We start from the raw sequence: 12,779 nt of genomic DNA, 5'->3' as shown, positions 1-12,779 counted from the left end.
CTCCGAGGTGTCCGCTATTTGGAAACGATCGTTCTCCTATCGTCGCCATCCTGTCCTTTCAGGCCAGCTCGCAAGAATGGCACTACCCTAGGGGCAAGCCCCTATCCGTGACAAGAAAAGCGATGGACCGGTCCGCTTGGAGCGGAACTTTCTGCCCAGCCACAGGCGGATGCAGGCCCACCTCTTGACGCTATGCGCAAACTGCCGGATGCAACCAGGAGACGATGTCGAGGTGGCGATGGAAACCTTCGAGTGGATCATTCTGCTGTTGCTGGGCGCCGCCCTGCTGTCGACCCTCGCCCGGCGCCTCGGTGCGCCCTATCCGACCTTCCTCGCCATCGGGGGAGCCTGCCTCGCCTTCGTGCCCAACAGTCCGGAATGGACGCTGGATCCGCATCTTGCGCTGACCCTGTTCGTGGCGCCGGTGCTGCTGGATGCCGCCTATGACACCTCGCTGCGGGACCTGCGCGACAATTGGGTCCCGGTCGCCAACCTGGTGATCGTCGCCGTCGGCGTGACCACCGTCGCCGTCGCCCTGATCGCGCGCTGGCTGGTGCCGGGTATGCCCTGGGCCGCGGCGATCGCGCTCGGTGCCATCGTGGCGCCGCCGGATGCGGCCGCCGCCACGGCGATCGTACGGCAGGTCAAGCTGCCGCATCGCCTGACCAAGATTCTCGAGGGCGAGAGCCTGCTCAACGATGCCAGCGCCCTCTTGATCTACCGTCTCGCCGTGATTGCCATGGTTTCGGGCGGCATCACTCTCGGCAGCCTCGGCCCGGCCTTCTTCATCACGGTGTTCGGTTCGGTCGCGGCGGGCATCGCCTTGGGGCTGGCCTTTCCCTATGTGATCGGGCGCTTCGATGATGCGCCTACCGCCGTCATCGTGCAGTTTGCGACGACCTTCGGGGTCTGGATCCTGGCGGAGGCAGTGGGGCTATCAGGCATCCTCACCATCGTCTGCTATGCCATGACCATCGCCCGCCGGCGTGACGCACCCATGCCGGCGCGCCTACGCGTACCCGTCTATGCGGTATGGGAGACGGTGGTGTTCATGCTGAACGCCTTCGCCTTCGTGCTGATCGGCCTGCAACTGCGCCCGATCTGGGAGCGGCTCGACATGGGGCTGCGCTTCCAATATTGCGCCGTGGCCCTGGCGGTGCTGGTCACGGTCATCGTGGTGCGCTTCCTGTGGGTGATGACCTACAACACCGCGATCCGCTTCAAGATTTCCCGCTGGGGCTTCCATCCACCCCGGCCGATGGCACGGCCGACGGCGCGGGGCGGCATCGTCATCTCCTGGGCCGGCATGCGTGGCATCGTCACCCTCGCCGCCGCCTTCGCCCTGCCGGAGCATCTGGCCGACGGCACGCCGTTTCCCTATCGCGACCTCATCCTGTTCACCGCCTTCTGTGTGGTGTTCGGCACGCTCGTCCTGCAGGGCCTCACGCTCAAGCCGCTGATCCGCTGGATGAAGCTGCGCGACGGCGATCCCGTCGGCCAGGAGGTGAAATGGGCTCGCACCGAGGCCTATCGTGCCGCCATCGAGGCGATCAAGGACGACGAATCCAAGCATGCCCGGCTGCTGTGCAAGGAATATGGCGCGGTGGTGGAACTGAGCGAGACCAGTCCGTTGCAGGGCGAGATCGGTGATCTGCCCGGCAATCCGCTCAGGCGGCGGGCGATCGCCGCCGCCCGGCTCAAGGCAGGCGAACTGCGCCGCGAGGGGGCGATCGGCGACGATGCCTATTATGTGCTGGAGGAGGAGTTCGACTGGGCTGATCTCAGCGCCGGCGCGGCGCGGAGCGCATGATGGAGTCTAGCAGCTTCAATGGCATTGCTGAAGATTGCCTCACGGTCGCGTAGCCCGCCCCCTCGCTCTTGCAGAGCGAGTGCGGACCTACACATCTCATGCTCTCCAGATAAAGCGCGGGAATCCTTCCCCGACTTCGGGGAAGGTGTCGCTGTGCAGCAGCGACGGATGGGGGAGGGTGGCGCTGCCGCTCCGATGGTGGTTGGATTTGTGTCACTCTCCCCCACCCGACCTCGCTTCGCTCGCCCACCCTCCCCGAAACCGGGGAGGGATTAGCGCGCTCCAATCGGCCTGGCAGCGACGTGCATATGCCCCAGCGTCCTTGCTGGGAGAGGTTCGCACTCGCTTTGCAGGTGCGAGGGGCAGCGCAGTGCTTTCCGAGACGGCCATTCGAGGATGCCACATCCGCCCCCTGTGGCCGCTCCCACCTGCTCACGCCACCCGCAACTGCGAGGCAGTGTGGGCGGTCGTCTCGCGCAGATTTTGCGGGATCCAGTCGCCATGGGCTGCCATGAGTTCGTCGACCAGAGCCCAGATCTCGTCGAGGTTGAGCTCGGCGGCGGTGTGCGGGTCGAGCATTGCGGCATGGTAGACATGGTCGCGATTGCCGGTCAGCAGGGCCTCGACCGTGAGGTTCTGGACGTTGATGTTGGTCTGCATCAGCGCGGCGAGCTGGGGCGGCAGCTTGCCGATGCGAACGGGCTGCAACCCGTTCCTGTCGACCAGGCAGGGTACTTCCACCGCGCAATCGGCCGGCAGATTGGTGATCAGGCCGCGATTTTCGACATTGCCATAGACCACGGCGGGCCTGCCCGTCTCCATGGCATGGATGATGGTCGAGCCATATTCGACGCTGCGATCGACCTCGAGCGGGACGGAGGCGTCCTGCAATTGCCTGGAGAGCTCGCTCCATTTCTGGATCTGGTTCTCCGAGCGGGTGATGTATTCGTCGAGCGGGATGTTGTAGCGCTCGACCAGCTTTTCCTGCCCCGTCTTGATGTACCAGGGAACATATTCGCAAAAATGCTCGCTGGATTCGGTGACGAAATAGCCGAGCCGCAGGAACATGTCGTAGCGCACCCGGTTCCATTCGGGCACGCGCCCTTCCTCGACCACCTTGCGGATCAGCGGATAGAGATCCTCGCCATTGCGCTCGAACTTCAGATAGAACGCCATGTGGTTGATGCCGGCGCAGGTGTAGTTGATCTCCTCGAGTGGCACGCCGATATCCTCGGCGATCTCGGCTGCCGTGCCCTGCACGCTGTGGCAGAGCCCGACGCTGCGGATCTTGCTCGACCGGTTCAGGGCCATGACGTTCATCGCCATCGGATTGGCATATTGCAGATGGAAGACGTTCGGGCACAGCCTTTCCATGTCGCGGGCATAGTCGAGCAGCACCGGAATGGTGCGCAGGGCCCGCATGATGCCGCCGATGCCGAGCGTGTCGGCGATGGTCTGGCGCAGGCCGTATTTCTTGGGCACCGCGAAGTCGGTCACCGTGCCGGGCTTGTAGCCGGCAACCTGGATCATGGTGATGGCATAGTCGGCCCCGTCGAGGGCCCGCGAGCGGTCGGTGGTGGCCTCGATGCGGGCGGGGACCTTGAGGGTCTCGACGATGCGCCGGCCGACGCGCTCGGAGACGGCCAGGCGCTCGGCATCGATGTCATAGAGGCAGATATGCGCCCCGGCGAGTTCCGGGAAGGAGAGGATGTCACCCATCAGGTTCTTGGCGAAAACGGTGCTGCCGGCACCGATGAAGGTGATCTTGGGGGAGGGCATCAGGAGCTCCTGATCGAGAAGAAAAGGTCTGCGACGGTGACCGCCGCCGACAAGGGGGAGGAGGGTGGTCAGAACAGGGCGTTCACGGCATCATTGGCTTCCTTGAGGACCTTCGCCGCATCGACTTCGTTGAGGAAGATCTGCTCGAAGGCGGCCTTCATGAGCGAATTGATTTCGGAGGAATGGTCGGTGATCGGAAAATAGAAGGTCTGGTCGGGAGTGGCTTCCTTGAGGAAGGCGGAGACGTCCCAGCCCTTGGCGGTGGAAGCCTGCTGGGACAGCTTGGCCGCTTCCTCGATCGCCGGGAAAACCACGCCGGAGGCGCCGACGATGCGGGCGCAGCCGGGCGAGGCCAGGAACTTCACCCATTGCCAGCTTTCCTCGGGATGCTTGGTGCCGGTCCAGATGCCGTCGGCCAGGCCGTTGAACATGGTCTTGCGGCCCATGGGCCCCTTGGGCAGCAGGGCATAGCCGAGCTTGAACTTGGCGTTGCTGCCGAAGAAGCTGATCATCCAGGAGCCCTGCGGCGTGAGCGCGGCCTTGCCGGCGACGAACAGGGCCGAGGCATTGTTGCCGACATCCTTTTGCGGGATGGCGAAGCCCTTCTTCAGGCCGAGATCGCGCTGCCAGCTGATGGAGGCAGCCAGTTCCGGCGCATCGTAATGGTAGGACGTGGCCCATAGGCCGTCGACGAATTTGAAGCCGTTGGAAGCGGCGAAATGCGCCCAGGCCGACTGGCCATAGCCGTCGATCTCGGGAAAGACGATGCCATATTGCTTGACGGATTTCGGGTCGAACTTGGCCGAGAGGCCGTCATTGCCGCCGGCATCGACGGAGAGCCGGGCCAGGATCTTTTCGAAGCTGCCGCCGTCGTTCGGATTCCAGGTAGCCTCGTTAAGCTCCCCGACGCTGACACCGGCCTTGTCGAGCATATCCTTGTTGTAGACGACGGCGACCGTGTCCCAGTCCTTGGGCAGGCCATAGATGTGGCCCTCCTTCGACCACAGGTCGAGCAGGCCCTTGTAGTAGATGTCGGTCGGGACCTTGTCGCGCTTGATGAAGTCGGTGATCTCCATCACCTGGCTGTTGGCGACGAATTCGGGATAGCGGCTGAGATGGTTGGTGAAGACATCCGGCGCCGTGCCGGAGACGAAGCCGGTTGAGAGCGTCGTCCAATAGTCGTTCCAGGCGAGCTGGGTGAGCTTCACCTTGATATCGGGGTGCTCTTTCTGGAAGGCGTCCGCGCAGGCCTGGTAGGGCGCGAGCTGGTTGTTGTCCCACAGCCAATAGCTGATCTCGGTTGCGGCCCGGGCCGGGACGGCACTTCCCGCCAGCAGAAGCGCGCCGAGGCCGAGTTGCAGGCGGCGAGACCCGCGCCTGGGAGTCTTCGGACGGTCGCCGGGCCGGCTGTGCGCATGGCACCAAGAACGCAGTCGTGACGCGAGAGCTTTCGAGATGGTCTTCAAGGCTTCCTCCCGGATGTGTTTGGCCTGATTGTTTCAGGTTATTTCAGGCCGCTGAATTGCAGGGACTCGACCACCCGTCGGCCGAGAATGACGAGCAGCGCGATGACCGGCAGGATTGACAGGAAAGTCGCGGCCATCAGGCCGGTCCAGTCCGGATTGCCGTTCGGCTGCTGCTGCAGGAAATTGGTGAGGGCGACCGACAGCACGCGCGAGCTTTCATCGCGCCCGATCAGATAGGGCCAGAGAAACTCGTTCCAGCTGTTGATGGCGAGCAGGATGGCGAGCGTGGCGATGGCGCCGCGATGAACAGGCAGCACCACGCTCCAGAAGATGCGAAGCGGCGAGGCGCCGTCGAGACGGGCGGCGTCCTCCAGTTCCGATGGCGTCGACAGGAAGAACTGGCGCAGGAAGAACACGGCGAAGGGTGTCATCAAGACGAAGGGCGCCACCATCCCGGTCATGGTGTTCAGCCAGCCGAGTTCCTTGATCAGCACGAAATTCGGGATGAACAGTACGATCGCCGGCACCATGGTGGCGGAGATGAAGAGGTAGAAGATCACGTCCCGCCCGAAGAAGCGCAGCCTGGCGAAGGCATAGGCCGCCAGCGAGGAAAACAAGATCTGGCCGGCGACGCAGATCGCCGTGAAGACGAGGCTGTTCACAAGGGCAGGCCCGAAACTGATCCGGGCGACGAAGCCTCCCTGTTCCGGGCTGAGGCCGAAGATGCGGGTGAAGTTGGTGGTCGTGACGCTGTCGGGCAGCAGCGAACCGGCGCTGTCATAGAGGTTCGGCAACGGCGTGAAGGCCGTCTTGAGGGCGATCCAGAGCGGGAAGAGCGAGCCGATGACGAAGAGCCAGAGCACCAGCCAGGCAAAGGCGCGTCCGAGGTTCCGGCGTGGGGCGACGATGGCCATGGCGCCTACTCCAGATCCGAACTGCCGGCGCGCATCACCCGCATCTGGATGAGGGTGACGCCGACGAGCACCAGGAAGAGCAGCACGGACATGGCCGAGGCATAGCCCATCTTGGAGAAGCGGAAGGCGCTCTCATAGATGTACCAGATGATGGTGCTGGTCGAATTGACCGGCCCGCCCCTCGTGGCCACGGCGATGGTGTCGAAAACCTGGAACGAGCCGATCACGCTGGTGACCACGATGAAGACCAGGACAGGGCGCAGCAGCGGCAGGGTGATATGCCGGAACATGTGCCATTCGCTGGCGCCGTCGATCCTGGCTGCCTCGTAGAGCGAGCGCGGAATGGCCTGCAGCCCGGCATAGAACAGGATCGCGGTCATGCCGGTGTGGCGCCAGACATTGATCGCCGCCACCGAGACCAGCGACAGCTCGGGCGTGGTCAGGAAAGGCTGCCGGGGTATGCCGATCAGGCCGAGAAAGGCGTTGGTGATGCCGAGGATCGGATCGAGCAGCCACAGGAAGATCAGGGCGGCGACCACGTTGGAGAGGAGATAGGGCGCCACCACCACAGCCCGCAACGCCACGGATTTCGACAGCCTGTCCATCAGCACGGCCAGAGCCAGGCCGAGCACGGTCTGGGCGGGAATGTTGTAGAGGACATAGAGGCAGGTGATCTTGATCGACTGCCAGAAGCGGGGATCGCCCATCAGCCGGACATAATTGTCGAGCCCGACGAATTTCGGGGCCCGCATCAGGTTCCAGTCGGTCAGGCTGATCTCGATCGCCCGCAGCGTCGGCAGCAGGTAGAACACCGTGAAGCCGATGAGGGCGGGAGCGATGAAGAGCCAGCCCGTCAGATTCTCGCGCCAGCGCTGGCTTTTTGCGCTCCAGGCGGGACGTCTCTTGGCCAGTGATCCAGACTCGCCGATCGATACCAAAGGTGTTGCCTCCCCAGGCCGGTCGATTGTTTGGTTTGTTAAGTGACACGTGTTATTTGTTTACTAACACGTGTTAGTATGATTAATGCAGAGGATCGAAATCGTGTCAAGATAGGTCTTAGGCGGCTTGACAGTTCGCGATCGGCTCGGCGATGCAGAGGGCGAAGCTCGGGCATGAACGGCCGGCTACGGTCCGTTCCCGGGCAAGAGCACGCAAACGTTCAGGACCGAACGCCTGCTTGCTCTCGCTCGTTGGTTCGACGCGTTTTGTGATTTGAAGGAATTGAATCAAATCGCAAGATGCTCTGGGAGGATGGATGGAGCGGATGAAGGTGACGAGCCATGACGTGGCGGAGCGCGCAGGCGTGTCCCGTGCCACCGTTTCCATGGTTCTGAACGGTTCCACTGCCGTTTCGATCAGCACCCAGACGCGCGAACGCGTCCTGCAAGCCGCCGCGGAACTGGGCTATCGGCCGAATTCGGCCGCCCGCATGCTGGTGCGCGGCGATACCGAGACCATCGGCCTGGTCGCTACCGATCCGGCGCTCCTCAATGTCGACGGCTTCGTGCCCCAACTCCTCTATGGCATTACCCGCGTCAATCGCGATCACGGCTACGGCGTGTTGCTGGAGGTCGTCGAGAAGGGTGGCGCGCCCAATGTCTACACCGATCTGGTGCGCAGCCGCCGCATCGACGGCATGATCGTGCTCAACCCCGCCAGCAACGATCAGGCCCTGCACGGCCTGATCGAGGATGGCTATCCCCTGGTGCTGCTCGGCTCCGTCGGCCACCCGCGCGAGCATGCGGTGAACTTCTCCAACCGCCGGGCGATCCAGAGCGCCGTCGATCATCTCGTCGGGCTCGGGCACCGGCGCATTGGCCATATCGGCTTCTCGGCGATGGGCAACATCGCCACGGACCGGCGCCTGGCTGCCTATCAGGACAGCCTCGTCAGCCATGGCATTCAGCCTGATCCGGATCTGGTCGGCTTTGCTCATCACAGCGCCGAAAGCGGCTTCGCCGCCATGCGGGCACTCCTGGCACGAGCCCATCGGCGGCCCACTGCCGTACTCGCCGGCAACGATACGATCGCGCTCGGCATAATGGCCGCGATCGAAGCGGCCGGCCTGCGGGTGCCCGAAGACATTGCCGTCATCGGTTTCGACGACCTGCCGATCGCGGCCTATACCAGGCCTGCCCTCACCACCATCCGCAACCCGGCGATCGAGCAGGGAGAGGCGGCGGCGCGCATGCTGATCCGGCTGCTCAAGCGCGAAGTGGTCGAGCCCTCGCGCATCGTCTTCGGCACGGAGCTCGTCATCCGGGCCTCGAGCGGAGGCATGGTTGGCTAGGCAGCCGCGCCTGTACCTGAAAGCGCTGGAAAGAAAGAGCCCGCTTCGGGTGAAGCGGGCGTAGTTGCGGAAATCACGCTTCCGAGGCGTTCTGCCGCTGGGGAAGCGGCGAGAAGAAGGGGCCGTCGTGCAAGGTGGCCTTGTCCAGATGGCGATAAGGCTGTCAGGACCCGGAAGTCCGGCCTGCGCCGGGGACGACGAGGGCGGCCGAACGCTTGCGGGCGAAGCCGATATTGACCGCGATCAGCAATTCGGCGAGCGCAGCGACCAGCAGGATGACCAGAAAGGTGCTCTTGCCAAAATTGACCAGCACCCAGCCACCGATGACGGGAAAGCCGAAGACGCCGATGAAATAGCTGAGGACGAACCAGGTAAGCGCCGCGTGGCGCAGGCCTTGCGGCGTATCGTTGACTGCCCAGGTCTGGATGACCGAATAGACCAGACCATAGCCGATACCCGTCAGGATTGCGGCGAGGATCTGGAATGCGGGATGGAGGGCGACGCACCACATCGCCACGACCCCCAGTGCCATGGCGGCAAGCAGGCCGGTTGCAAGCGCGGCCTGCGGCAGCTTCGCCAAGGTGCGGGCGAGCAGCAGCCGTGCGGCGACGACCGTGAGGGCGTAAACGGCGAAGAAGGTGGCCGCGCTCGCCGTGGTGCCCTCAACCAGCGTGGACTGGAAGGTCAAGATGCCGGAGAAGACGCAAGCGCCGAGCGCCACCATGATGATCGGACGTATCGAAGAGCTCCGGCCGATGACGACGATGTCGGTGAGCCAAGGGCGCAGAGCCTGGATACGCGGCCCGCCGGGAGCGAGGCTGCCGAAAATCCAAAGCAGCGCCGACGCCGCCAGGCAGGCCAGGCCGACCAGCCGGAACGCCGTCTCGATCGAGAGGCCGGCCTGATGGACGGCAAGATTGAGAAGGAAGGGCCCGCCGCCGATGCCTACCATCTGGAAGGCGCCGAAGCGTGTGAACCAGAAGGCTCGGTCGGCGTCGGTGATGCGCTCCGAGAGGGCCATGGGCGCCGAGATGTAGAACATGCCCCAGCCCAGCCCGATGAGAAATCCCGAAGCCATGCCAAGTTTGAAACCGGCATTCGTTGTAGAGGCCAGCAGTAGAAAGCCGGAAGCGACGGCACAACAGGCGATCACGCCCATGCGGGCGGCGTCGAAGCGGCCGGACAGCCAGCCGACAAGCGGAACGCCAACAAAGGTGCCGACCATGGCTGCCCCTAGGGTCAGGCCGGTTTCGATGTCGCCGCCGCCCAGTGCCCGGTAATAAGAGGCAAGCAGGAAGGTGGCACCGTAGCCGGCGGCGGCCAGCATGGTACCGGCAAAGAGAAAAGGAGCGGAGGATTGGCGCATCTGCATCACCGTTGAAAGTGGATCGATAAAACGGCAAACTGAAGCTCCAATCCAGGGCCACTTCGAGGTGCGGATGCGAGCCACTTCAGCGCGTAACAGCCAAGCTCGATCGCTACGCCGGGAGAGCGCGGCGGCAGGTTTTCTTCCCGCGATCGAGACGCCGTCGCCGGTGCCGGCCGTGCGCCAGCTCTACCTGCAATTGCGCAACGGCATCATTGCGGGCCGGCTTCAGCCGGGACACCGTCTGCCATCGACACGCACGGCGTCACGCGAGTGGTCACTCTCGCGCGGCCTGATTGCCGAATCCTACGACATGCTGATTGCGGAGGGATATGCCGTCGGGCTGCACGGATCCGGGACCTATGTCGCGAGCGGCTTGCCGCCCATCCCGACCGGCGCGAGCGACGGGCGCAAGGCGGCCCCGGGAAACGACAGCCGAGCCATTTCGACGGCGGCGCGATTGGCCATGCGCATCGGGACGGCCCTCCCCCTGCAGGCACCCTTCACGACCGGCCGCGTGATTCATGACATCAAGACAGCCAGCTTGTTGAAACGGCTCACGCTTCGTCATCTCGACTACACGCATGACGGTTATCGCGACCCGCAAGGCGAGCAAACGCTGCGGGAAGCGATCGCCGCCCATCTCATCGCCTCGCGCGGCGTGCGATGCGAACCGGGACAGATCTTCATTACCTCGGGTACGCAGCAGGCCCTCGATCTGGCCGCTCGCCTGCTGGCCTCGCCGGGGGAGACGGTGTTGGTCGAAGATCCCTGCTACCCGCCCGCGCGGCAGGCCTTTGCCTTCAATGGCGCCCGGCTGGCCGGCATTCCCGTTGATCGGGACGGTTTGATCACCCAGGCGCTCGGGAGCTATGACGGTCCCGCGCCGGCGGCTGTTTATGTGACGCCCTCGCATCAATATCCTTCCGGCTCGGCCCTGCCGCTGGCGCGCAGGCTGCAGCTGCTGTCCTTTGCGCAGGAGCGGGGGTGCTGGATCATCGAGGACGATTACGACAGCGAGTTCCGCTATGACGGCAGGCCGATCACCTCGCTCCAGGGCCTTGATGCGACCGATCGCGTCATCTATCTGGGAACCTTCAGCAAAGCGCTGCTGCCCGGGATACGCGTGGGCTATCTCATCGTTCCCGGTGATCTCGTCGCGGCCTTCAGGGCAGCGCGGCCTATCATCGATCGCTTCCCGGCGCCGCTTCATCAGCGTGTCGTGGCGGATTTCCTGAACGAAGGCTATTTCCCGGCCCATTTGCGGCGCTTGCGGGAGCGCTATCGCGCCTCGCGCGACTTTCTTGCCCGTTTGCTGAACGAGCGGCTGTCGGAGCATTTGATCGCGCCTGTGCCCGAGCAGGGCATTCACTTCACCGTGCGCAGCACGGGAACCTGGTCTGATGACCGCACCGTGGCGCAGGCCGCGCTCGAGGAAGGCGTCGTCGTTCTACCGGTGTCGCCGATGCGCATCTCGGCCACGACCGAACCCAAGCTGTTGCTGGGGTTCTCGGGCCTGACGGACGAGGAGACCGATATCGGCACCAGGAGGCTATCGCGCGTATTTGCCCGATTTGCGCTCTAGCGTGCCGCCTTGGTTGCCTGATAGAGACGGCGGAAGGCCGCGACCTTTTCGGCATAGGCCTGCGTCAGCTCGGCGCGCGGCTCGGCGATGTCCAGGACCGGCGGCTTGGTGGCGATTGCGGTGATCGGCTCGCCGCTGGCGGCAGCGCGCGCCAGGCGGGCGGCGCCGAAGGCCGGTCCCTTTTCGCCGCCGCGATAGCGCTTCAGCCTGAGGCCGAGCACGTCGGCGAGAATCTGCACCCACAAGGCGCTGCGGGCGCCGCCACCGATCACAGCCGCCTCGCTCAACTCGGTGCCGGCTTCGGCCAGGCAGGCCGCCGCGTCGGCGAAGGAATAGGCGACGCCCTCCAGCACGGCGCGAACGAGGTCGGCCTTGCCGGTCGCGCCGGTCATGCCCGTGAACAGGCCGGTCGCCTCGGCGTCGTTATGCGGGGTGCGCTCGCCCGCCAGATAGGGCAGGAACAATACGCTGCCCGGACCGGAAGGCTGGGCGGCGACATCGGCCAGCAGCTTCTCGATCGGTTCGCCCACCAGCCCCGCGGCCCAGGCGAGACAGGAGGCGCCGTTGAGCAAAGCGGCCATCTGCACCCAATGGCCCGGCACGGCATGGCAGAACGTATGCAGGAACTTGTCCGGCAGCGGTCGATAGTCGGTGCCTGGCACGAAGAACTGGCCGGAAGTGCCGATGGAGAGGAAAGCGCCATCGGCAATGGTGCCGATGCCGATGGCTCCCGCCATGGCATCGCCCGCGCCGCCGGCCACCGGAATGCCGGGCTTGAAGCCGAGACGGGCGGCGAGCGCCGGGCGTAGCTGCCCGGAGATTTCGGTGCCTTCGATCAGGCGCGGCACCTGGCTGCGTTCGACGCCGGTCGCCGCCAGGGCCGCATCGGACCAATCACGCCTGGCCTGATCGAGCCACCAGCTTCCCGCGGCGTCCGACATTTCGCTGACATGCTCGCCGGTCAGCCACAGGCGCACGAAGTCCTTGGGCAACAGCACCCGCTTCAGGCGGGCGCGCAGCGCCGGCTGATGGCGGGCGAGCCACAGCAATTTGGGTGCGGTAAAGCCGGGAGCGGCCGGCACGCCGAGCTGCCAGGCGAGTTCGGGATGCTCACGGTTGAGCTCGGCTGCCTCGGCTGCGGCGCGACCATCGTTCCACAGCATCACCGGGCCGAGCGGCCTGTCCTCGGCATCGAGGCAGACCGAGCCGTGCATCTGGCCCGATAGCCCGATGCCTGCCACGCCGGCCAGCAAGGCCGGCTGCTCGGCCCGCCAGCGCGCCAAGACGGCTTCGATAGCCGCGATCCAGTCATCGGCATTCTGCTCGCTGAGTCCCGGCCCAGGCCGGGACAGCGAGAGAGGCTGCTCGCTCTCGGCCAGCACGGTCTCGCGTTCGTCGACGATGACGGCCTTGACGGCCGAAGTTCCGATATCGAGACCGAGATAGAGCATGGCGACAATCTCATGCGGGAAGGGTCATCCTTAGGACCACAAGCCGTTTGATTTGTCATTATCCCAAAGCGCTGGCCGGGCCGGGATATGGCCTAGCGATAATGCAACTCACTGAAGT

General features: G+C 64.6%; 9 protein-coding genes. 3 read left to right on the top strand and 6 right to left on the bottom strand.

The features are described from left to right. Positions 1–238: 238 nt before the first annotated feature. Positions 239–1,810 (top strand): Na+/H+ antiporter, encoded by a 1,572-nt coding sequence (locus tag ACN6KF_RS20300; protein WP_434959723.1) that lies wholly within the window; start codon positions 239–241, stop codon positions 1,808–1,810. Between the two features lie 432 nt (positions 1,811–2,242). Here the strand turns inward: ACN6KF_RS20300 and melA are convergent, their stop codons facing one another. The 4 genes from melA to ACN6KF_RS20280 all read right to left on the bottom strand — a co-directional run bounded on the left by melA (position 2,243) and on the right by ACN6KF_RS20280 (position 6,907). Next, positions 2,243–3,589: an alpha-glucosidase/alpha-galactosidase gene (gene melA, locus ACN6KF_RS20295; protein WP_434958581.1), complete on the bottom strand. Its 1,347-nt coding sequence runs from the start codon at positions 3,587–3,589 to the stop codon at positions 2,243–2,245. Between the two features lie 68 nt (positions 3,590–3,657). Continuing rightward, positions 3,658–5,055, bottom strand: coding sequence for an ABC transporter substrate-binding protein (locus ACN6KF_RS20290; protein ID WP_434958580.1), 1,398 nt, complete (start codon positions 5,053–5,055; stop codon positions 3,658–3,660). A 38-nt stretch (positions 5,056–5,093) separates the two neighbouring features. Continuing rightward, complete coding sequence (locus ACN6KF_RS20285; protein ID WP_434958579.1) at positions 5,094–5,969, bottom strand: carbohydrate ABC transporter permease; 876 nt, start codon at positions 5,967–5,969, stop codon at positions 5,094–5,096. 5 nt (positions 5,970–5,974) lie between these two features. Then, positions 5,975–6,907, bottom strand: a complete 933-nt coding sequence (locus ACN6KF_RS20280; RefSeq protein WP_434958578.1) for a carbohydrate ABC transporter permease — start codon at positions 6,905–6,907, stop codon at positions 5,975–5,977. A gap of 326 nt (positions 6,908–7,233) precedes the next feature. Here ACN6KF_RS20280 and ACN6KF_RS20275 point away from each other — a divergent pair, with 326 nt between their 5' ends. Next, the gene (locus tag ACN6KF_RS20275) at positions 7,234–8,259 is read left to right on the top strand and encodes a LacI family DNA-binding transcriptional regulator (RefSeq protein ID WP_434958577.1); all 1,026 of its coding nucleotides are present in this window, start codon (positions 7,234–7,236) and stop codon (positions 8,257–8,259) included. 163 nt (positions 8,260–8,422) lie between these two features. Here ACN6KF_RS20275 and ACN6KF_RS20270 read toward each other — a convergent pair whose 3' ends face one another. Next, positions 8,423–9,625: an MFS transporter gene (locus ACN6KF_RS20270; RefSeq protein WP_434958576.1), complete on the bottom strand. Its 1,203-nt coding sequence runs from the start codon at positions 9,623–9,625 to the stop codon at positions 8,423–8,425. Between the two features lie 73 nt (positions 9,626–9,698). Here ACN6KF_RS20270 and pdxR point away from each other — a divergent pair, with 73 nt between their 5' ends. Further along, a complete protein-coding gene (gene pdxR / locus ACN6KF_RS20265; protein WP_434958575.1) occupies positions 9,699–11,210 on the top strand; it encodes a MocR-like pyridoxine biosynthesis transcription factor PdxR in 1,512 nt (503 codons plus the stop codon). Here pdxR and xylB read toward each other — a convergent pair. Next, on the bottom strand, positions 11,207–12,661 hold the full coding sequence (gene xylB / locus ACN6KF_RS20260) for a xylulokinase (RefSeq protein WP_434958574.1): 1,455 nt from the start codon (positions 12,659–12,661) through the stop codon (positions 11,207–11,209). The two genes, pdxR and xylB, sit on opposite strands and share 4 nt — an antisense overlap. Positions 12,662–12,779: the final 118 nt, after the last annotated feature.

This window comes from Labrys methylaminiphilus subsp. lupini (assembly GCF_051161885.1).
In the GTDB taxonomy this organism is placed as follows: Bacteria; Pseudomonadota; Alphaproteobacteria; order Rhizobiales; family Labraceae; genus Labrys.
This window is presented reverse-complemented; position numbering and strand designations above follow the sequence as displayed.